The organism is Rhizobium sp. RU36D, assembly GCF_900176345.1.
Taxonomy (GTDB): Bacteria; Pseudomonadota; Alphaproteobacteria; order Rhizobiales; family Rhizobiaceae; genus Allorhizobium.
The window spans coordinates 51,510-71,616 of record NZ_FWXU01000025.1; the positions used below are offsets into that span (position 1 = coordinate 51,510).

19 protein-coding genes are annotated in these 20,107 nt (G+C 61.2%); 9 read left to right on the plus strand and 10 right to left on the minus strand.

Annotation, left to right across the window (positions count from 1 at the left end; translation table 11 throughout):
* Nucleotides 1–21: 21 nt before the first annotated feature.
* Nucleotides 22–939, minus strand: coding sequence for a LysR substrate-binding domain-containing protein (locus tag B9A97_RS23580; protein ID WP_084368310.1), 918 nt, complete (start codon nucleotides 937–939; stop codon nucleotides 22–24).
* Between the two features lie 125 nt (nucleotides 940–1,064).
* Between B9A97_RS23580 and B9A97_RS23585 the strand changes: the two genes are divergently transcribed.
* A complete protein-coding gene (locus tag B9A97_RS23585; protein ID WP_084368267.1) occupies nucleotides 1,065–2,318 on the plus strand; it encodes an aromatic ring-hydroxylating oxygenase subunit alpha in 1,254 nt (417 codons plus the stop codon).
* Nucleotides 2,308–3,387, plus strand: a complete 1,080-nt coding sequence (locus B9A97_RS23590; protein ID WP_084368268.1) for an FAD-binding oxidoreductase — start codon at nucleotides 2,308–2,310, stop codon at nucleotides 3,385–3,387. Before B9A97_RS23585 ends, B9A97_RS23590 begins: the two co-directional genes overlap by 11 nt.
* Nucleotides 3,388–3,400: 13 nt before the next feature.
* On the opposite strand, the gene B9A97_RS23595 is transcribed toward B9A97_RS23590, so the two are convergent.
* Entirely contained in the window at nucleotides 3,401–5,437 is a 2,037-nt protein-coding gene (locus B9A97_RS23595; RefSeq protein ID WP_084368269.1) for an NADH:flavin oxidoreductase, read from the minus strand.
* 132 nt (nucleotides 5,438–5,569) lie between these two features.
* On the opposite strand from B9A97_RS23595, the gene B9A97_RS23600 reads away from it, so the two are divergent.
* Both B9A97_RS23600 and B9A97_RS23605 read left to right on the plus strand, forming a co-directional pair.
* Complete coding sequence (locus B9A97_RS23600; RefSeq protein WP_084368270.1) at nucleotides 5,570–6,205, plus strand: TetR/AcrR family transcriptional regulator; 636 nt, start codon at nucleotides 5,570–5,572, stop codon at nucleotides 6,203–6,205.
* A 36-nt stretch (nucleotides 6,206–6,241) separates the two neighbouring features.
* A complete protein-coding gene (locus B9A97_RS23605) occupies nucleotides 6,242–6,679 on the plus strand; it encodes a hypothetical protein (protein ID WP_143530679.1) in 438 nt (145 codons plus the stop codon).
* A 10-nt stretch (nucleotides 6,680–6,689) separates the two neighbouring features.
* On the opposite strand, the gene arsC is transcribed toward B9A97_RS23605, so the two are convergent.
* A complete protein-coding gene (arsC, locus tag B9A97_RS23610) occupies nucleotides 6,690–7,124 on the minus strand; it encodes an arsenate reductase (glutaredoxin) (protein WP_084368272.1) in 435 nt (144 codons plus the stop codon).
* A gap of 114 nt (nucleotides 7,125–7,238) precedes the next feature.
* Nucleotides 7,239–8,066: a transglutaminase-like domain-containing protein gene (locus B9A97_RS23615; protein ID WP_084368273.1), complete on the minus strand. Its 828-nt coding sequence runs from the start codon at nucleotides 8,064–8,066 to the stop codon at nucleotides 7,239–7,241.
* Between the two features lie 313 nt (nucleotides 8,067–8,379).
* Here B9A97_RS23615 and B9A97_RS23620 point away from each other — a divergent pair, with 313 nt between their 5' ends.
* From B9A97_RS23620 to B9A97_RS23635, 4 genes are all read left to right on the plus strand, one after another.
* A complete protein-coding gene (locus B9A97_RS23620) occupies nucleotides 8,380–9,414 on the plus strand; it encodes a fatty acid desaturase (RefSeq protein ID WP_084368311.1) in 1,035 nt (344 codons plus the stop codon).
* Between the two features lie 132 nt (nucleotides 9,415–9,546).
* Complete coding sequence (locus B9A97_RS23625) at nucleotides 9,547–10,800, plus strand: NAD(P)/FAD-dependent oxidoreductase (protein ID WP_084368274.1); 1,254 nt, start codon at nucleotides 9,547–9,549, stop codon at nucleotides 10,798–10,800.
* A 278-nt stretch (nucleotides 10,801–11,078) separates the two neighbouring features.
* The gene (locus B9A97_RS23630; protein ID WP_084368275.1) at nucleotides 11,079–12,437 is read left to right on the plus strand and encodes a glutamine synthetase family protein; all 1,359 of its coding nucleotides are present in this window, start codon (nucleotides 11,079–11,081) and stop codon (nucleotides 12,435–12,437) included.
* A gap of 1 nt (nucleotide 12,438) precedes the next feature.
* Nucleotides 12,439–13,746 (plus strand): NAD(P)/FAD-dependent oxidoreductase, encoded by a 1,308-nt coding sequence (locus B9A97_RS23635; RefSeq protein WP_084368276.1) that lies wholly within the window; start codon nucleotides 12,439–12,441, stop codon nucleotides 13,744–13,746.
* Nucleotides 13,747–13,749: 3 nt separating this feature from the next.
* On the opposite strand, the gene B9A97_RS23640 is transcribed toward B9A97_RS23635, so the two are convergent.
* The 5 genes from B9A97_RS23640 to rirA all read right to left on the minus strand — a co-directional run bounded on the left by B9A97_RS23640 (nucleotide 13,750) and on the right by rirA (nucleotide 16,407).
* A complete protein-coding gene (locus B9A97_RS23640; protein ID WP_084368277.1) occupies nucleotides 13,750–13,956 on the minus strand; it encodes a hypothetical protein in 207 nt (68 codons plus the stop codon).
* 192 nt (nucleotides 13,957–14,148) lie between these two features.
* Entirely contained in the window at nucleotides 14,149–14,286 is a 138-nt protein-coding gene (locus B9A97_RS29910; RefSeq protein WP_179145381.1) for a hypothetical protein, read from the minus strand.
* 61 nt (nucleotides 14,287–14,347) lie between these two features.
* Complete coding sequence (locus B9A97_RS23645) at nucleotides 14,348–14,887, minus strand: hypothetical protein (RefSeq protein WP_084368278.1); 540 nt, start codon at nucleotides 14,885–14,887, stop codon at nucleotides 14,348–14,350.
* Nucleotides 14,888–15,076: 189 nt separating this feature from the next.
* A complete protein-coding gene (locus B9A97_RS23650) occupies nucleotides 15,077–15,601 on the minus strand; it encodes a gluconokinase (protein WP_084368279.1) in 525 nt (174 codons plus the stop codon).
* Nucleotides 15,602–15,912: 311 nt separating this feature from the next.
* Nucleotides 15,913–16,407, minus strand: a complete 495-nt coding sequence (gene rirA / locus B9A97_RS23655; protein WP_084368280.1) for an iron-responsive transcriptional regulator RirA — start codon at nucleotides 16,405–16,407, stop codon at nucleotides 15,913–15,915.
* A 224-nt stretch (nucleotides 16,408–16,631) separates the two neighbouring features.
* Here rirA and B9A97_RS23660 point away from each other — a divergent pair, with 224 nt between their 5' ends.
* Entirely contained in the window at nucleotides 16,632–17,630 is a 999-nt protein-coding gene (locus tag B9A97_RS23660; RefSeq protein WP_244564341.1) for a Fe(3+) ABC transporter substrate-binding protein, read from the plus strand.
* Nucleotides 17,631–18,126: 496 nt separating this feature from the next.
* Here the strand turns inward: B9A97_RS23660 and B9A97_RS23665 are convergent, their stop codons facing one another.
* Nucleotides 18,127–19,968 (minus strand): methyl-accepting chemotaxis protein, encoded by a 1,842-nt coding sequence (locus tag B9A97_RS23665; RefSeq protein ID WP_084368282.1) that lies wholly within the window; start codon nucleotides 19,966–19,968, stop codon nucleotides 18,127–18,129.
* Nucleotides 19,969–20,107: the final 139 nt, after the last annotated feature.

The following is a 20,107-nucleotide window of genomic DNA, read 5'->3' on the forward strand; positions in this document are numbered from 1 at the left end:
GACGAATTGACGGCAAAGGCTTCAGGCGGCGCCGGCTTGCTGCGGCCTGGCGGTGAGCCATGTCGTGAACCGAAGCACGGCGCTTTTCTCCGCTCGGCCCGTGGGCACCACCACGAAATAGGCGCCTGGCGGCACGAGGGCCGCATCGCCCAAGCGCACGAGGCGCCGCTGTGCCAGGAGTTCGTCGACCAGCCGGTTCCAGCCGAGTGCGACGCCTTGGCCGTTCAGGGCGGCATAGATGGCCTCGGTATAGAAGCTGCACCGCAGGCCTGGACGCCGGCCCGACCGGCTGGCACCGAAGCTCGCCAGCCAGTCATCCCAGCCGATCCACATGGGATCCTCGGCCTCATTCGAGATCAGGGGAAGAGATACGATGTCCGCCGGCGAGAGAGACGTCGCCTTAGCTGCGGCGAACTCCGCGCTGCAGACCGGGAAGACCTCGTCGTCAAACAGTTTCTCCACGCGACAGCGCGGCCAGTTGCCATCGCCGAAACGAATGGCCACGTCGACCTCCCCCTGGTCGAGAATGGGCATGGTGTCCTGGCTGACGATGCGCAGGCGGATATCCGGATAGAGCCTTGAGAATTCCGAAATGCGCGGCAGCAGCCAGAAGTGCGAGAAGGCCACCGTAGCGGAGATGGTCAGGTCGTCGCCGGCGCTTTCCCGCTTCAACTCGGAGGATGCTTCCGCGATCAGGCTGAAGGCGGCACTGGCCGCTGCCGCCAGCGTTCGCCCCTGCGGCGTCAGCGTCACCTTGCGATGGGAGCGGGCAAAGAGCGACACCCCGAACTCCTCCTCAAGCGCATGGATCTGCCGGCTCACGGCCGCCTGGGTCACGCCAAGCTCCTGCGCCGCCCGGGTGAAGCTCGAAAGGCGCGCCGCCGCTTCGAACGCCGTTAGCGCGGTCATCGGGGGTAGCTGGCGTCTCAGGCTTTTCATCGCGTCCTCGTCCTGCAGCAGTCGCACCATCACATTACCTGAGGTAATGTCAAGCCATCGCATTTATGCGGTTGAAACCCCTGTGGAGCCTGCGATCATCTCATGATTTCCAATAAGGGTGCGTCATGCTCAACAAGTTCGCCTCTTCCATCTCAGCGCTGCTCGACATCAGGGCGCAGGGTCATTCGCTGCCGGCCGGTCTCTATGTCAGAGACGACGTATTCGAGGCCGATCTCGACGTTTTCTTTTCCCGCCACTGGGTCTATGCCGGCCTGGAATGCGAGGTGCCGGAAGCCGGCGATGCCGTGGTTCTGGATATCGGCAAGATCAGCGTCATCATCCTGCGCGACGACGACAATGAGATCCGCGTGGTGCGCAATGTCTGTCGGCACCGCGGCTCGCGCATCTTGGATGCCGGCTCCACCGTCATCTCCAAGCTCGTCTGTCCCTACCACCAGTGGACCTATGAACTGACCGGCGAACTGGCCTATGCGCCGCATATGGGCAAGGATTTCGACAAGAGCTGTCGCGGGTTGAAGCCTGTGCATTTCCGGTCGATCGGCGGGCTGATCTATATCTGTCTCGCCGACACTCCGCCCGAGGATATCGACAATCTCGAGGCGGTCATGCTGCCGCGCCTGGCGCCCTATGATATCCGCAATGCCAAGGTCGCCCACCAGGTCGATGTCATCGAGGAGGGCAACTGGAAGCTGACGATGGAGAATAACCGGGAGTGTTATCACTGCTCGGCCAATCATCCTGAACTCTGCGTCTCCTTCGTCGATCTCGATTTCGGCTTCGATCCGGACAGCCTGAGCGCCGAGGATCGCGAACAGGCGGAGGCGCATTTCGCCATGTATGCCGAGCGCACCGAGCGCTGGGAGGCCGACGGCTTTCCCTCTGCCACGGTGGAGCAGGTGCGCAATTGCGAGACCAATTTCCGCACCCAGCGCCTGATCATTGCAGGCGCCGGCGAATCCCAGACGGAGGACGCGACGGCGGCCTCGTCGAAGCTGTTGGGGCAGATGACCCGCAAGGATCTCGGCGACGTGCATTTGTGGGGCCACAACAGTTGGAACCATTTCATGGGCGACCACGCCGTCACGTCCATGGTCATCCCGCTCTCGGCAGACAAGACGCTGGTGCGCACCAAATGGCTGGTGCACAAGGATGCCGTCGAGGGCGTGGATTACGACCTGCACAAGCTCACCCATGTGTGGATCGAGACCACCAACCAAGATGCCGAGCTCGTGGCGCGCTCCCATGCCGGCGTGATGGACCCGGCCTATGAGCCCGGCGTCTATTCGCCCTTCAGCGAACGCGCGCTGGACGACTTCGCCACCTGGTATGTGGACCGGATGCGCGCCCATGGCTACTGAGCTCAAGGTCGGCTCCCCGGCCGGGGGCGCGGGGTACTGGAACCCGGAGACGGATGATCAGCTGGTCTGCCTTGATGTGCACGAGGAGACGCATGACGTCAGAACCTTCACCTTCGCCTCTCCGGAAGGCAAGAAAATCGCCTTCCAGGCCGGACAGTATTTCCTGTTCGATCTCGGGATCGACAATGAGGATGACGGCCGCTGCTACAGCATCTCCTCGTCGCCGCGTCGGGAAAACGCGGTTTCGGTCACGGTCAAGCGCGTCGCGGGCGGCAAAGTATCGAACTGGCTGCACGACAACATGAAACCCGGCATGGCAGTGCGCGCGACCGGGCCGCTCGGCAAATTCCTTCGCCCTGATGCGCCAAAATATCTGTTCCTTTCGGGCGGCTCCGGCATCACGCCCGTGATGTCGATGGTCCGGGAGATGGCGGATCGGGCGATGCCGGTCGACGTGGTTTTCCTGCATGCCGGACGCTCCCCGCGCGACCTGATCTTTCGCGACGAACTCACTCTGCTCGCCCGGCGCATGAAGGGTCTGCGCCTGCTGTTGCTGCCGGAAACGCTGAATGGGGATCCGGCCTGGCCGGGCTTGGCCGGGCGTATCTCCCGGGAGTTGCTGGCACTTGCCGTACCTGACCTTGCCGAGCGGACGGTGATGTGCTGCGGGCCTGCCCCGTTCATGGCGGCGGCTCGCCAGATCACGTCTGCGCTTGGCGTGCCGGCCGACCGCTATCGCGAGGAAAGCTTCGACACGGCGGTCATCGACGACCTGCCGGCGCCTGTCGAGAGCGCACCGGCATCGCAAAGCTACAAGGTACAGTTCGCCAAGCAGGGAAAGGTGATCGACGTCTCCTCGGAGCAGACCGTGCTGTCGCAGGCGAAGAAATCAGGCGTGCGGCTGCCCTCGTCCTGCGCCAATGGCATCTGCGGCACCTGCAAGTCGAAACTCGTGAGCGGCGCCGTGGACATGAAGCACGAGGGCGGCATCCGGCAGCGGGAAATCGATACCGGCTTTTTCCTGCCCTGCTGTTCCAAGCCCCTCAGCGACCTGGTGATCGATCGCTGATCTATCCGACTGATCAGAGATCCTTGACCAGCCGCAGGGCGTCGTGGATCGCCGCATGGGTGTTGCGGGCCGAAACGGCATCGCCGATGCGGAACAGCTGGAAGCGCCCTTCCGGATTGCGCACCACCTGCTGCCGCAGGCCGGCGATCAGGTCGTCATAGGAGACCTCGCCGCCATTGGATGACAGCGGCTTCAGCTCGAAATAGAGGTCGTCCAGCGGCACCGTGCCGTTGTTGACTACCACCTGATCCACATGGCGTGTCTGGTCCACGCCGCCGTAGTCGCTGCCCACCCGTGCCGTGAGGCCGTTGCCCTCGCGCGCGATGGACTGAAGGCGGAAGGTGACCGTGAAGGTCACGTCCTTGCTTTGCAGCGAGCGCATATAGGGCACGAGGTTCATCGCCATGACCTCGGGTGAAAAGGAACGGTCCGGGGTCATGATCTCGACCTTTGCCCCCGTCGCGGCAATGATCTCGGCCGCCTGCAAAGCCGCATGATCGCCGGCATCGTCGAAGATCAGGACGTTGGAGCCCGGCTTCACATCGCCCGAGAGAATGTCCCAGGCGGAGACGACGAGGTCGTTGCCGCTCTCCAGCACCTCGGTATGCGCGATGCCGCCGGTCGCGACGATCACGACATCAGGCTTTTCGGAAAGCACGATATCGGCATCGGCCCAGGTGTTGAAGTGGAAGGAAACGCCGTGCTTTTGGGCCTGGGCCATGCGCCAGTCGATGATGCTGATCATATCGCGACGCCGGGGGCTCTGGGTGGTCAGCCTGATCTGGCCGCCCGGCTTGTCTGCCGCCTCAAAGACCGTGACCTCATGGCCGCGCTCGCCAGCCACCCGGGCGGCCTCCATGCCCGCCGGGCCTGTGCCGACAATAACGATCTTGCGACGCCGGTCTGCCTTGGGCGTGACATGCGGCAGGGTCAGTTCGCGACCGGTCGCAGCATTGTGGATGCAGAAGGCGGCACCGCCCTGGTAGATGCGGTCGAGACAATAGTTGGCGCCGACGCAGGGGCGGATGTCCTCCTCGCGCTTTTCCATGATCTTGCGAACGATATGCGGGTCGGTCATGTGCGCCCGGGTCATGCCGACCATGTCCACCTTGCCGGCGGCAATGGCGTGGCGTGCCGTGGCGACATCAGGGATCTTCGCCGCATGGAAGGTCGGGAAGCGGGTCGCGGCGCGGATTTCACCGGCGAAATCGAGATGCGGCGAATTGGCCATGCCCTGGATCGGAATGAGGTTGGTGAGGCCGGGATCCGTATCGATATGACCGCGCACGACGTTCAAATAGTCGATGAGGCCGCTGTCGCGCAGGCGGCGCGAGATTTCCAGGCCCTCGGCCTTCGTCGTGCCGCCCGCAAGCTGCTCGTCCGCCGTATAGCGAACGCCGAGGATGAAATCCTCGCCCACCCGTTTTCGGATGGCAGTGAAGACGTCGAGACAGAATTTCAGCCGGTTTTCGAGCGAGCCGCCATAGGGCGCGTCGAGTTCGTTGGTATAGGGGGAGACGAACTGGTCGATCAGGTGGCCATAGGCCTCCAGCTCGACGCCATCCATGCCGCCCGCCTTCATGCGCTCGGCGGCATCGGCAAAATCCCTGATGATGCGCTCGATGTCCCAGTCCTCGATCTTCTTGGGATAGGCACGGTGGGCAGGCTCGCGCCGGTGGCTGGGCGCCACCACCGGTAGCCAGTCGCCCTTGTCCCAGCGCGTGCGGCGGCCAAGATGGGTGAGCTGGATCATGATCGCAGCCCCCGCCTCGTGCACGGCATCGGTCATCTCGCGCACCCATGGCACGATCTCGTCCTTGTAGGCCAGCAGGTTGTTGAAGACGGGCGGGCTGTCCTTCGATACCGCCGCAGAGCCTGCCGTCATCGTCAGCGCCACCCCGCCCCGTGCCCGCTCGACGGTATAGGCGCGGTAGCGCGCCTTCGGCATGCCGTCTTCCGGATAGGCCGGCTCGTGCGAGGTGACGATGATCCGGTTTCTCAAGGTCAGATGCTTGAGCTGGAAGGGTTGCAGCAAGGGATCATTGGACATGACACTGCTCCATCGGAGAGAGGGGATCGCGCCACTATGGCAAAATGTACACTGATGTCAATTTCAATGACGCATGTGTACTGACCGCTCCGCCGGATTGCGAAGCGAGCCTAGCTGCACTAGGAAAAACGGATGGAACAGACACCGAGCGACAGCGGCTGGCGGGGATCGAGCGAAGGCTGGCTGCAGGCCGCCTATGACGCGCTGCTGGAGGGGGGCGTCGATGCGGTGAAGATCCTGCCGCTTGCCAAACAACTCAATCTCTCACGCACCAGCTTCTATTGGTTCTTCAGGGATCGGGAGGAGCTTCTGGCCGCACTCGTGGCGCGCTGGCGCGACAAGAACACCGGCAACCTGATCCGGCAGACGGAAGCCTATGCCGAGACCATCGCCGAGGCTACACTGAACGTCTTCGACTGCTGGCTCGACATCGACCTGTTCGATTCAAAGTTCGAATTCGCCGTGCGCAGCTGGGCGCTGCAATCCCCCGACATTCTTGCCGAGGTGCAATCCGCCGATCTACAGCGTCTAACCGCGCTTGCCAGGATGTTCGAACGCTTCGGCTATCAGCCTGTCAATGCAGACGTTCGGGCGCGCACGCTCTACCTCGTGCAGATCGGCTATATCTCGATGCAGACCCGCGAAGACCTCGCCTTGCGCTTCCAGCGCATCCCGGACTACGTCTCGATCTTCACCGGGACAACAGCCGAGCCGCGGGAACTCGACCGGTTTTTCGCGCGACATAAGGCGGGTTTGTCTGTAGTCTGACAGCAATTCAGAGCAGATAATATGGGACGGCAAGTCGTGGCTGTTGGAACTTCGCATCGGCGCATGTCCGTATGGAGTGCATTCCTGGGAGTGCTGGTGGGCATCTCAGCCCTCATCTACACCACGGATCCACGTCAGGCTCCGCTGTCCAAGTTCAACGACGGGATAGAGGACATACTGGTCGGCTCGAAAAAGCTGCAGACCGATGTAACCGCGCTCGTCAGTGCCTCGTGGACGCATCTCGGCAGGACAGATCTGCACGCGTTTTTGATAAAGGCCGAATTCATCAGCGACGGAGTTGATCAGATCTCTCAAGCCAAAAAGGGCCATGTGAAGTTGATCAAAGATCTTAGCACCGGCCCCGACCTGGCTTCCCAGATGCGCTTCCGCGAGTTGCAGGTCTCGGTCAGCGTCGATGACCCGCAGGTTCGCGTCGAGAAAGCGGTGCTTGTGAACCAAGACTTTTGGAGATAGCGGAGGCGTTTTAGACCACCCGCTGACCCGCTGCATCAATCACCACCTCGCCGTCCTCCTTGGAAAACGCGCCCTGCTGCTGTGTCGGCAGGAGGTCCAGAACGGCTTCGGAGGGCCGGCAGAGCCTGACGCCGAGGGGGGAGACGACGATCGGGCGGTTGATTAGAACAGGGTGTTCCATCATCGCATCGAGAAGTTGGTCATCCGACAAAGCGGGATTGGACAGCCCCAACTCCTCGTAGGGCGTGCCCTTCTCGCGGATGACGTCGCGCACCGAAACGCCCATGCGAGCGATCAATTGCTGCAGCAGCGCGCGGCTCGGCGGCGTCTTCAGATATTCGACCACATGCGGTTCGATGCCGGCATTGCGGATCATTGCCAGAGTGTTGCGGGAGGTTCCGCAATCGGGATTGTGGTAGATGACGATGTCGGTCTGGTGGCTCATGGCGCAATCATGCTTTCTCAATCGACGGCTTTGCCGCGCCGTCACGCGGCCGCCATCGATATATCCACAATTCACGAATAATGGAAATGATTATTCGATGAAGCCCGTGGGCCGTCAGGCGTTCTCCACGCCTTCCATCGGCAGTTCGTAAGTGGTGACCTCGAAGCCTTTCAGCACGTTCGGTCCAAATGAGGTGGTGAGCGCGACATCGGTAGCATCCCGTCCCGTCGCCATCAGGATCCGGCCAATGCGCGGATGGTTGTGCCGGGCATCGCAGGTATACCAGCGTCCGCCGAGATAGACTTCGAACCAGGCGCTGAAATCCATGGGATTGGGATCGGCAGGCACGCCGATATCGCCGAGATAGCCGGTGCAATAGCGCGCCGGGATGTTCATGCAGCGGCACAGCGTGATGGCCAGATGGGCAAAGTCGCGGCACACGCCTGTGCGCCCGAGAAAACCGTCATGGGCCGAGCGGGTCGAATCCGCCTTCATATAATCGAAGGCAATGTGATTGTGCACGAAATCCAGGATGGCTTTCACGCGCGGCCAGCCCGGCGGCGTGGTGTGGAAGGTGGACCAGGCGAAGTCCGCCAGCCGGTCGGTATCGCAATAGCGGCTGCCGAGCAGGAACACCAAAACATCGTCCGGCAGGTCCTTGATCTCGTGCTGAACCGCATCGACCGGAACCACGTCCGGAAGGCCGCCATCATAGATCTCGAAGTCGGTGGAAATCGTGGTCAAACCCGCTGGCGCGACGATGCGGGCGCAGGCATTGCCAAAACCGTCGATATAGCCCCAGGCCTCGATCGGCCGGTCGAACACCAGCGTCTGCTCGGTCAGGAGGTCGATGCGGCGCGAGGGATGGATATTCAGGACCAGCAGCATTGGCGTCGGCTGTGGGCATTCATAGGTGAGCGAAAAGCCTGCGCGAATCTTCATTTGATATCCTTGATGCGGCTGTGACCGGCGAACGGGCGCCCTGCACAACGTTTTGCATGGCCGGGTGTTCCCGGCGGCGCTTCGACCTGACGATTGTCAGCCCGCACAGGGCTTTTCAGCCATGCACACACGATCGTGCGTATTGTCGCATTGTCTTCCCGATGTGGCTGTGCGATGGGTGCCGCAAACATGACAAGGGCCCACCGATACATCAAAAGCTCCGGGCAAGGCGCGATGCGCCGTTGCTCGCAAGACCTATGACAAGCTGGCCTTGCCCAAGACGCACCTCCATTCCGAAAGCGACGATCTGCACATGAACATGGCACCTGGCCTCATCCAAGCGCAAGCCACCCAGGAAAAAGCTTGGCTGAAACTGCTGGCTGGATACCGCGAACCGAACCGGGCGCGCAGCATCTTCGAACTGGCGGTCACCGTGGTTCCCCTCATTGCTCTCTGCGCGGCGGCCTGGTTCCTGGTGCACAATGATGTGTGGCTCGGCCTGCTTCTCGTCATTCCCGCCGGTGGCTTCCTGCTGCGCCTGTTCATGATCCAGCATGATTGCGGCCATGGCTCCTTCTTCGCCAATCGCCGGCTCGATGACTGGACCGGCCGCGTGATCGGGGTGCTGACGCTGACCCCCTATGACTACTGGCGCCGGGCCCATGCCGCCCATCACGCCACCGCCGGAAACCTGGATGAACGCGGTGTTGGTGACATCACCACGCTGACGGTCGAGGAATACCGGTCGCGCGGCTTCTGGGGCCGCCTCTCCTACCGGCTGTACCGGCATCCGCTCGTCATGTTCGGCATCGGGCCGATGTTCCTCTTCATCTTCAAGCAGCGCCTGCCCTTCGGCATGATGCGCTCCGGCGCTGAACCCTGGGTCTCGACCATGGCGACCAATCTCGCGATCGCCTGCCTTGTGGGCGGGCTGATCTGGTGGCTGGGTGCCACGACCTTCCTCGTCGTCTACCTGCCCGTGGTCTTGCTGGCGGCAACGGCCGGCATCTGGCTGTTCTATGTGCAGCACCAGTTCGAGGAGACCCATTGGTCGAAGCCGCCGGAATGGAAGTTCCAGAATGCGGCGCTGCACGGCTCGTCCCATTATGTGCTGCCGGCGCCGCTGCGCTGGATCTCGGCCAATATCGGCATCCACCACGTGCATCACCTCTCGAGCCGCGTGCCCTATTACAGGCTGTCGGAGGTGCTGCGCGACCATCCGGAACTGGCTGATATCGGCCGCATCACCATCATGGAAAGCTTCCGCTGCGTGAAGCTCGTGCTCTGGGACGAGGCCAACCAGCGCCTCATCTCCTTCCGGCAGGCGCGCGCGCTTTCCGCCGCCTGACGGCAAGGCCGCGATCCCCAGGTTTCTGGCTTGCATTGATGGATTTGCAAGCATGCGTCCATTTTTCGTTTGCGCCGCAGCAGGTCCGATAGCATCCTTGGGCATCGCAGTCTGAAACGGAATACAAGTCAAATGTCTCAAAGTGCCATCGTGCTCGGTGCGGGTATTATCGGCGTCTCCACAGCTCTGCAGCTGGCGAGACGCGGCCGTTCTGTGGTGCTGGTGGATCGCCGCGGCGCCGGCGAAGAGACATCCTATGGCAATGCCGGCCTGATCCAGCGCGAAGGCGTCGTGCCCTATGGTTTTCCGCAGGAGTTGGGCCTGCTCATCCGCTATGGCCTGAACAACAATATCGACGCGCATTATCACGCCCGCGCGCTGCCCTTCGTGGCAAAATTCCTGGCGCAATACTGGTGGCACTCCAATGCCCGCCGGCATGAGGTGATCGCGCGGTCCTATGCGCCGCTGATCGAAAACTCGGTGAGCGAGCATGCCGATCTCATCCGCGAGGCGGGCGCCGAACACCTGATCCGCAAGGACGGCTGGACGGAGGCCTTCCGCACCGAGGCCAAGCGTGACGAGGAATTCAAGGAAGCCGACCGGCTGGCGCGGGAATATGGCATTTCCTACAAGAAGCTGACGCCGGCTGACCTGCAGGCGCGCGAACCGCATCTGTCCACCGAGTTCATTGGCGGCCTGCATTGGGAAGACCCGTGGTCGGTGCTCGACCCCAAGGGCCTGACAATGGCCTATCTCAAGCTGTTCGAAAGCCTGGGCGGCAAGTTCGTGCGCGGTGACGCCACGACGCTGACCCAGCTTCCGTCGGGCAAGGGCTGGCGGGTGCAGACCGACGAAGGCCCTGTCGAGGCCGAGCAGGCGGTCATCGCCATGGGGCCGTGGTCGGAAGACGTGACGAAGAAGCTCGGCTATCGCTTCGTCATGGGCGTCAAGCGCGGCTACCACATGCATTACGGCACCAAGGGCAATGCCACGCTGAACCATTGGACCATGGACAAGGAGCGCGGCTATTTCCTGGCGCCGATGAACCAGGGCATCCGGCTGACGACCGGCGCGCAATTTGCCCTGCGCGACGAGCCGAAGAACCCGGTGCAGGTCGAGCGTGCGGAAAAGGTTGCGCGCAGCATCTTCCCGCTGGGGGAACGGCTGGATGCCGAGCCATGGATGGGATCGCGCCCCTGCACCACGGATATGATGCCGATCATCGGCGAGGCGCCGCGCCACAAGACCCTGTGGTTCGCCTTCGGCCATGCCCATCACGGGCTGACGCTCGGCCCCGTGACCGGGCGGCTGATCGCCGATGCCATGGCCGGCGAAAAGCCGTTCCTCGACATCAGCCCCTATCGGCCGGAGCGGTTCAACCCCTGAATCCAGGCTATGCCCAGGACTGGTGCTGCGGCGGGCTAGCCTTTGCCGCGGCAACCTGCTACACGTATCTGGAATTTGATCAAATTATTGGTCATTTGGTTGTGGCGATTTTGGATTTGTAAAATCCTGCGTTGCAATCGTGATGTCAGGGCACGAGGCAGGCCTTCATGGTGCGGTTTCTGATCTATAACGCAAAGAGCGTCTATCGTTAGCGGTCCTGGACCGTGCGACGACAGTGACTTTGCAGATCAAGCAGACAGCAACCAGCATGGTGACCCATGGACATTGCCGAACAGGCGCAGGCCTTCCTGGCGCAAAATCCCGATATTGAAGTTCTTGAAGCCTTTGTCATTGACGTGAACGGCGTGCCGCGCGGCAAGTGGATCCCGCGCGAACGGGCGCTTGACGTGCTGACCAAGGGCATGGCCATTCCCCGCTCCGTCTATGCGCTCGATGTCTGGGGCCGGGATGTCAATGCCGCCGGTCTGGCGCAGGGCACCGGCGATCCCGACGGTCTATGTTTTCCCGTGCCGGGCACACTGTCGCGCGTGACCTGGCTGTCGCGTCCCACAGCGCAGGTTCTGCTGCAGATGCAGGGGCCAGACGGAACAGGCTATTATGCCGACCCGCGCCAGGTGCTGGCCCAGGTTCTGGAGCGCTATAGAAAAGCGAAGCTGACGCCCGTCGTGGCGACCGAACTGGAATTCTACCTGATCGATCCGGTGCGTTCGGCGCTCGACCCGGTGCGACCGCCGAACACCCGTGACGGACGCTGGCATACCGGCCAGACCCAGGTGCTGTCGATTTCCGAATTGCAGGATTTCGAGGAGGTGTTTCACGGCATCTCGACCGCCGCGCGCGCCCAAGGCGTGCCGGCGGACACGACCCTGCGCGAGAATGGTCCCGGCCAGTACGAGATCAATCTCAACCATGTGCCGGATGCGCTGGCGGCTGCCGATTACGCCGTCCTGCTGAAGCGCATCGTCAAGGGCGTGGCCCGGTGCAACGACCTCGATGCTACCTTCATGGCCAAGCCCTATGGCACACAGGCCGGAAGCGGCATGCATGTGCATTTCTCCATTTTGGACGAGCATGGCCGCAACATCTTCGTCGGCGAGGACGGCCCGGCGGAAACGCTGATGCATTCCGTCGGCGGGCTGCTGGAGGCCATGGGCGAGAGCATGGCCGTCTTTGCGCCCCATGCCAATTCCTATCGACGGCTTGCCCCTTCCGAGCACGCGCCGACCTATGCCTCTTGGGGCTTCGACAACCGGTCGGCGGCCGTGCGCGTCATCACCGCCTCGAAACCGGCAACCCGGATCGAGCATCGCGTCGCTGGTGCCGATACCAATCCCTATCTCGTGCTGGCGATGATCCTGTCAGCGGCGCTGGCAGGCATGCGCGAGAAGACGGCACCCGGCGGCGCCATCAGCGGCGACGACCACGCCATCACCCATGAACCGTTGCCGACCAACTGGGACTACGCCTTGCAGCGTTTCTCCAAATCGAGCTTCGCCTATGCCGCGCTCGGGGCGCAGTATCGCGGCCTCTACACCGCCTGCAAGCGGCAGGAACTGGCGGAGTTTGCCCAGCGCGTGACCGATGTCGAATATGACGCCTATATCAGGACGGTTTGAGATGAGCGACAAGAACAGAACCTCCAGCAGCAATCCCGGCCATGCGCCCTCCTGGTATGCGGCGTCGGCCAATGACAAGCGCGTGCGGCCGAGCCTTGCCGGAGAAACCCAGGCAGACGTCTGCGTGATCGGCGCCGGCTTCACCGGCATTTCGGCAGCGCTGCAACTCGCGGAGAACGGATTTTCCGTCGTCGTGCTGGAAGGCGAGCGCATCGGCTTCGGCGCTTCGGGCCGCAATGGCGGGCAGATCGTCAATGGCTATAGCCGCGATCTTGAGGTGATCGCCCGGCGCTACGGGCCGGAAAAGGCAGCGAAACTGGGCGAGATGTCGCTGGAAGGCGGCCAGATCATCCGGGAGCGCGTGGCGAAATACGGCATCGATTGCGGCCTGGTGGACGGCGGCTTCTTCGCCGCCTTTACAGACAAGCAGATCCGCGAGATGGCCGAGGTCAGGGCCAACTGGCAAAAGCACGGTCATACCGGGCTGGAGATGGTGTCGAAATCCGACGTCGGCCGATATGTAAAGACCGATCGCTATGCCGGCGGCATGATCGACCGCTTGGGGGGCCATATCCATCCGCTGAACCTGGTGCTGGGAGAGGCCGCGGCCGCGGAAAGCCTAGATGCCCGCATCTTTGAAAACTCGCGGGTGACGGCGCTGGCGATGGGGGCGAACCCCGTGGTGCACACGGCGGCGGGCTCGGTCAGGGCCAAATATGTGCTGGTCTGCGGCAATGCCTATCTCGGCTCTCTGCTGCCTAGGATTACCGAACGGATGATGCCGGTTTCCAGCCAGGTGATGGCGACTGAACCGCTGGATGCGAAACTGATCGAGGACCTGCTGCCCGCCAATTACTGCGTCGAGGATGCCAATTACGTGCTCGACTATTACCGGCGCACGGCGGACAACCGGCTGCTCTATGGCGGCGGCATCGGCTATGGGGGCCAAGACCCGGCCAACCTGACGGGCGTCATTCGCCCGAACATGCTGAAAACCTTCCCGCAACTGGCGGGTGCCAAGATCGAATATGCCTGGTCCGGCAACTTCGCCCTGACGCTGACGCGCATTCCCCATGTCGGTAAGCTGGCCGACAATGTCTATTTCTCCCATGGCGACAGCGGCCACGGCGTGACCACCACCCATCTCCTGGGCAAGATCCTGGGCGAAGCCGTTTCAGGCCATGCCAGCCGCTTCGACGTCTGGGCCTCGCTGCCGGCCCTGCCCTTCCCCGGCGGCAAGACGTTTCGCGTGCCGTTCACGGTGCTGGGGGCGTGGTGGTATGGCCTGCGGGACAGGCTGGGGGTGTGAACCCTAGGCCATGCCGGCCGGATCGCCACCGGGCATAAGCGCCGGATCGACGGCCTGCTCGCGTTTGACCTTATCCTCAACACCCGCGCCATCCTTACGCACCTCGCCGGTCTCATCGGCATCCGGACGGGTTCCATCGGACACGCTGCCGGGATGGGGATCGGAAACGTCGGGGGTGGGGGTGGTGCTGGGTTTGTGAACGTAGCTCATGGAGTTTCTCCTCTGTCGATGGTGAATGCGACGGAGGAGAGGTTTGTTCCGGTGATCGGAAGGCTCATATGCCTTTATGCAAGTATCAATAAACTGACACAAAAACCCCGCTTCTGAACTGACCTCCGAAATCTGGAGGCCCAACCTTCGGAGGTCAGTTCAGAAGCGGGGGTTTAAATTGCCTGCCACATACTAAGCAGCTTTGACTGCGGCGATTTTGGAGTTCGACATGAAGAATGACGTTTTCTTGAACCCTTCAATGCCAACTTCTTTCATCGCGTTTGTCACCGCTCTGGTGACTGTCTCTTCAAGCTTCGCGATATTCATCATGGATCTCCTTTTCCTCCCGTGGATACCCTATTTAACAGCACGGAACCAATGAAGGTTCCGTTTACTTGAAAGCTATATAAAGCCATGAGCCTCGCATTGCAACGGAACCGAAAAGCTCTGTGTCATTCAGCCCTTTGCCGACGGCCTGAAAAAACTGTGTGTCAGCCGGACTGCGAAGATGAAATTTGACATACTTACTACGCATTTCGTCGTGATTGAGCGCAAGTTTAATTACATGCATAAGCAACTTTATCATCACCTCTGCATATTGTGATATGTCGCCTTCGGCATAATCCAGTGTTGGCGAAAGGGTTATGAAACGCACTCGTGCAACTGGCCCATCATACCCAGGAAGCATAGCAGAATTTACCTGACACATCGCCACGTGAATCCCGTTCATCGTTAAGGCAAATACGCCTGCTTTTTTTGCTTCTTTTTCAATGATATCGCGCACCGCGCCCAACGTCGCTTCAGCGTAGTTGTCAAAATCCTCCCCGACTTCGTCGCACTGCTGTCTCCAATCGCTTTCAAAATCCAGCCATGTACCATCATCCTGAAGCAGGCGTACCAATTCGAATTTAGAGAAAGACGCTTCACTCATCGGAACCTTATACCTGATAGGGCTTGTGCGGGGATTTCGGTGAACGAGAAATTAGGTGTTTATTTATCAATAAATTGTTCTGACATTTATTCAATGCAGAGATGTAAAAATAACATAGGACATGGCGACGCAAAAAAGATGCATAGTCCTAAGCGCTCGGTCTCCCCGACTAGCGCTCTTCGCAATTCCCTACCGCAATTCCCCCATCCCCCGCATCGCATCCTCGACAATCCCCTCCAGCGCCTGGTCGATCGACACCGTCACCACGCCGAGCTCTCCGGTCGGCACTTCCAGCGTCGCCAATTGGCTGGTCAGAAGCGAGGTGGGCATGAAGTGGCCCTTGCGGGCGCCCATGCGTTCTGCCAGCAGTTCCGGCGTTCCTTCCAGGAAGACGAAGGAGAGCCTGCCGCCGGCGGCCTTGCGCAGGTGGTCGCGGTAGATCTTCTTCAAGGCCGAGCAGGAGATGATGATGCCCTCGCCGCGGCTCAATGCGGCGCTCAGTTCCTGGCCGATAATATCAAGCCAAGGCCAGCGGTCCTCATCCGTCAGCGGCGTGCCCTCGGCCATTTTCTTGACGTTGGACTCTGGGTGCAGCACATCGCCTTCGATGAAGGGCAGACTGAGCCGCTCCGCCAGCAGCGCGCCGACGGAGGATTTTCCGCAGCCGCTCACGCCCATCACGATGATTGCCTGTCCTGCCCCTGTCTCGTCCATCAGTCCACTCCGATTGCGTTTGCGGCGGCACCATAGTGAGGCGCATGGGGCAAGCCAAGGCATATCAGAGGCAACAGTAAGCTATGACGACTGTGAAAATCCCCCTCTCCACAAGGGGGATGGCTTAACCCGGCCGAACCCAAAGCGGATTGAGCCGAGCCGTCGCCGCGAGTCTTCTCCCCCCTTGTGGGGGAGATGGTCGGCAGACCAGAGAGGGCCTTTTCGCGGAACGTACGGCCAAAGGCGCAACAAAAAACCCGCCGGCACAAAAGCACGGGCGGGTTATCGAACCAGGGTCGTTGAATAGTGGCTCAGGCTGCCGGGGCGACCGGCGCGCCGGTTGCGGCGTTGCGCAAGCGGGGCTCAAGGGTGTCGATGCCGAGCAGGAAGTTGATCTGCGGGCGCGCCTTCACCAGGTCGTCGATGGAATATTGCGCCAGCACGTCGAAGAAGGCGTTGAGCGCCTTGCGCAGCGCCGAGTTCAGGCCGCAGCTGTCGATTAGCGGACAGTCGGCCTCACCATCGTCCTCGAAGCATTCGGCCATGGCGAAGCTGTCCTCGGTAACGCGCACCACGTCGAACAGGGAGATATCCTTGGCCGGCTTGCCAAGCCGCACCCCGCCATTGCGGCCGCGGACCGTTTCCACCAGGCCGGCCTTGTTGAGCGGCTGGAGAATCTTGAACAGGAAGAGTTCGGAGACGCCATAGGCCTTGGCGATTTCGGGAATGCGGCTCAGCTGCTCGTTGTTCGCGGCGCAGTACATCAACATGCGTACCGCGTAATTCGTCTGTTTCGTCAAGCGCATGCCGAACTCCCTGTATCGTCGCTAAGCCTTATATAGCGCGTTCCGTAGTTTTGAACAATTCCAAAATACTCAAGTTCACAAGCTCACGAATCCGTGACCGCCCATAAGCGACATTGACACATGTCAACAATTCATGAATAGCCCACTCAACTAATATAGTTACCAGAGGAGGGAATTCCATGTTCAAGAAACGCTTTGTATCCGCAGCCCTGATCGGCTCGGCCATGTCCGCTCTCCTGGCCACCAGCGCGCTCGCCGCTGGCGAGGTCAACATCTATTCCTACCGCCAGCCGGAACTGATAAAGCCGCTGCTGGACGAGTTCACCAAGGAAACCGGCATCGCCACCAATGTGCTGTTCCTGGACAAGGGCCTGGTTGAGCGAATCACCGCTGAAGGCGCCAACTCGCCCGCGGACGTCATCATGACCATCGACATCGCCCGCCTGATGGAAGCCAAGGATGGCGGCGTGACGCAGCCGCTTTCCAGCGAGATCATCAACAAGGACATCCCGGCCCAGTATCGCGATCCTGATGGCCAGTGGTTTGGCCTCACGACCCGCGGGCGCGTAATCTACGCCTCAAAGGATCGCGTGCCGGAAACGGCGATCACCTATGAAGAGCTGACCGACCCGAAGTGGAAGGGCCGGCTTTGCATGCGCGATGCCCAGCACTCCTACAATATCGGCCTGTTTGCTTCGATGGTCGCCCATCACGGTGCCGAATATACTGAGAACTGGCTGAAGGGCATAAAGGCAAATCTCGCCCGCAAGCCCGACGGCAATGACCGCGGCCAGGCCAAGGCCATCATGGCAGGCGAATGCGACATCGCTTTCGGCAATACCTATTATGTCGGTCTGATGATGACCAACGAGAAGGATCCGGAAGAGAAAGAATGGGCCGCTGCCACCAAGGTGCTGTTCCCGAACGTCACCGACCGCGGCACCCACGTCAATATTTCCGGCATGGCGCTCGCCAAGAACAGCCCGAACAAGGACAATGCCGTCAAGCTGATGGAATTCCTCGCCTCCGGCAAGGCGCAGGAAATCTATGCCGAGAAGGTGTTCGAATATCCTGTCATGCCCGGCGCCAAGCCCTCAGAGATCGTCGCGTCCTTCGGCGCGATCAAGCCAGACACCCTGCCGCTGGCCGAAATCGCGAAGAATCGCAAGACGGCTTCCGAACTGGTGGACAAGGTCGGCCTCAACGACGGCCCGAGCCAGTAATCATCTGGCGAAAAAAATGAAGAAAGGGCGCCCCGGTGGCGCCCTTTTTGCAGGCTGCTGACAAACTCTCATTCAAACTCTTTCGACGTTGGTCTTGACCGAAAACCTCACCGTCATGCCGGCCGCCGATCCGGCTTCCAGCGCAATTAAGTCCTTGATTGCGAATGAGTCCTTTCACGGCGCAGACGCGCCTTGGCTGGATTCCGGCCTTCGCCGGAATGACGGCTGAATAGGGTCTCGCCAAAAAGCCGATCTTTGTCATCAACCTGAAAAAGTGGAGCCCGTGGCGCCCTCAGACTTTTGGAAAAAGTGCGGCAATCTCTCTCTTCCGTCATGGTATGGTCTGACCCGACCATCCATAACCCATTGAAATTTATGGATCCTCGGCTTAAGGCCGAGGATGACTCGAGCAGAATGCATCCCTTGTCATTAAACGAAAGGGCGCCCCGCGGCGCCCTTTCTGCTTTCAGCTATTTGTTTCGGACCAGGCCCAGGATCACGCCGCGCGCGAGCGGGGGGCGGCGCTGCCGTAGTAGCCGCGTGCGGCCTGAGCGTCGCCCGGCAGGCGGAATTGGCCGAGCAGCTGCATCAGTTCGGCTGCTTCGCTGGCCAGGCTATGGGCGGTTGCCGTGGCCTGCTCGACCATGGCGGCGTTCTGCTGCGTGCCCTGGTCCATGCTGTTGACGGCGTTGTTGATCTCCTGCAGGCCGAGCGACTGTTCGCGATAGGCTTCGGCGATCGCCTGGACGTGGTCGCTGATATGGGCCACCTGGGAGACGATCGCTTCCAGCGCCTTGCCTGTTTTGTCGACCAGGCTCACACCGGCCTCGACCTGGGCGCTCGATGTGGTGATCAGGGCCTTGATCTCCTTGGCTGCATTAGCCGAACGCTGAGCCAGTTCGCGCACTTCCTGGGCGACGACGGCAAAGCCCTTGCCGGCTTCACCGGCGCGAGCCGCTTCAACACCGGCATTCAGTGCCAGCAAGTTGGTCTGGAAGGCGATATCGTCGATGACGCCGATGATGTTGGAGATTTCGACCGAGGAGCCTTCGATCTGCCGCATGGCTTCCACTGCGGAGTGAACGACCGCACCCGAGCCCTTGGCGTCAGCGCCGGTGGCGACAACCAGGCGGCGTGCCTCGTCGGCGCGCTTGGCGGCGTCGCGAACCGTGGTGGTGATTTCCTCAAGCGCGGCAGCCGTTTCCTCCACTGACGCGGCCTGCTGTTCGGTGCGCTTGGCGAGGTCATCGCTTGCCGACCGGATCTCGTTGGAACCGGAGCTGATGGCCGAAGCGTTGTTGCCAACCACGCGCATGGCTTCAGAGAGCTTCTGGACGGAGTGGTTGAAGTCGTTGCGCAGCGAATCGAGATTGGCAACGAAGGGCTTTTCGATGCGGTAGGATAGATCGCCCGCTGCCAGCGCCTGCAGACCACCGGCCAGACCGGTGACCACCTGCTGCAACTGGGCGGCTTCTTCGGCGCGACGGGCCTCTTCGGCCGCAACCTCAGCCTCGCGCTGCTCGCGGCTGCTTTCGGTGGCAGATGCCAGGCGAACGCGCTCGACTTCGTTGTTGCGGAAGATCTCAACCGTCTGGGCCATGGTGCCGATCTCATCGTGGCGCTCCAGGCCTTCCACCGGGGTCCGGGCTTCGCCCTTGGCCAGCGACTGCATGCGCTGGCGCAGACGCTCCATCGGCTTGGTGATGCCGGCGCTGGCGACGAAGAAGGCCAGTGCGGTGACCGCGATGATCGCGGCGACGAGCATGATCAGGCTGCTTTGAATATTCGAGGAGGTCTGGTCTGACAGGGCCTGACCGCCTTCGGTGATCATCGCCATCATCGCCGTGTTGTTGGCGCCTGACTTGGACGAGATGTCGCCGGAGAGCGTATCCATGCGCTTGGCCACCTCAAGGGCTTCCGCGTCCTTGCCGGCCTTCTTGAGGGTGACGATCTCTTCGTAAATCGCCTTGAACTTCTCCATGCTGGCGATGATTTCCGCCGCGGCCGGCTTGCGCGAGGGTACCATGTTGCCGATGGCGACCATCTTTTCCATGGCGCCGGCATAGTTGCGCACGAAGGTGGCGCTCAGCGTCTCGAATTCGGGCGAGGCCGCATCCAGCACGGCGACGCGGGAGATGGCGTTGATGCCCGTCCACATACCGGCAGACGAGCGGGCGCCGAGAATGGCCGCCTGGGTCTCGTTCTGGATGAAGCTGGCATAGGCCGAATTGACCTGATGGAAACGATAGGCCAGGAGCGACATGCCGCACAGGGAAATGAACCCCAGCAGCATGATCATGGACAATATCTTGGCCTTGATGGAAAAGCGGCTCAACATGGAAAAACTTTCTTGGAGAAGAACGCGAAGCGCCGATGGAACAACGGTTCTGGCGGGATGTCAGAAACAGGGCAAGGCGACAGCGTCATGCAGCGCCGGAAGAAACCGGCGGCCTTTCAAACAAGAAACTATGACGTTT